Raw genomic sequence first — 1148 nt, 5'->3', positions numbered from 1 at the left:
GCCTGGTGGCGGCCCCGCGCGCCGTGGACCGCCTGCTCACCGAGCTGGGCGTGGTGCGCGTGGGGCTGGCCGACGCGCTGGAGCTGCTGCCCGGCGCGGGGGCGCCCGACGCGGCGCGCGAGCTGTTCGCCGCGCTGCTGCCGCTGGCCGCGGAGCCCTCCGCCCGCGAGGCGGTCGCCGGCCTGCCGGTGCCGCTGCTGGACGGGCGCACCGTGCACGGCGCGCGCGGGGTGGTGGTGCTCGACGCCGCGGACGCCGACGCGCTGGACGCCTCCGCCGCGCGCCTGCTGGCCGGGTACGGCCTGCGGGTGGCGCACCCGCAGGCCTCGGCCGGGGCCGCCGGGGAGCTGCTGGTGCGCCTGGGCGCGCGCGAGGGCGGGGCGTGGGCGCTGCTCACCGACCCCGCGGTGGTCGCGGCGGTGGCCGCCTCCCCCGACGCGGAGGACCCCGACGCGCTGGCCGACGCGGTGCTGGGCCTGGTGGCGGCCGTGGTCACCGGCGGCGGGCGGGGCGACGGGCGAGCGGACGCGGAGGCCGACGAGGCGGCGGACGAGGCGGCGGACGAGGCGGCCGTGGCGCGCGTGGCCCGGCACGTGCCGGTGCTGCGCGACCTGGCGCTGCCGGACGCCGACGGCGAACTGGCGCCCGCGAGCGCCCTGGTGCTGCCGGGCACGCTGGCGGCCCGCGCCCTGGACCCGGACGCGGTGGCCGAGGTGGACCCGGAGCTGCTCGAGGTGTGGGGACCGGCGGTGCTGCGCGCGGCCGGGGTGCTCGCGGGGCTGGTCGCGGTGCCGGTGGGCGCGCTGGACCTGGCCGACGAGCAGGAGGTCGAGGAAGCCGTCGAGCGGGGCCTGGCGGGGCTGGAGGAGTACGCCGAGCAGGTGTGGGGCGACGTCCTGGACGCCTCCCCGGACCCCGGCGGCGCGCCCGGGCCGGCCGCGACCGCGGTCGAGGACGCCTGGGCGGTGCCCGACCTGGACCTGGTGAGCGCCGAGTGGCCCGCCGTGCTGAGCGCCCTGGCGGCGGAGCCGTCGGGGGCCGCGGCCCTGGTGCGGCCGTGGTCGCTGGGCGGGCGCTCGCGCCCGGGCCCGGCGGCGTGGTGGCTGCGCCGGCGCGGCCCGCTGCCCCCGGTCAGCCGCGCCCCGGCC

Annotated in this window: 1 pseudogene; it reads left to right on the top strand. The window is 82.8% G+C overall.

What is annotated here, in order from left to right:
• Nucleotides 1–1148: pseudogene (locus tag GTR00_RS21385) on the top strand (hypothetical protein); the annotation flags it as partial.

The organism is Kineococcus indalonis, from assembly GCF_009906395.1.
GTDB lineage: Bacteria > Actinomycetota > Actinomycetes > Actinomycetales > Kineococcaceae > Kineococcus > Kineococcus indalonis.
This window is presented reverse-complemented; position numbering and strand designations above follow the sequence as displayed.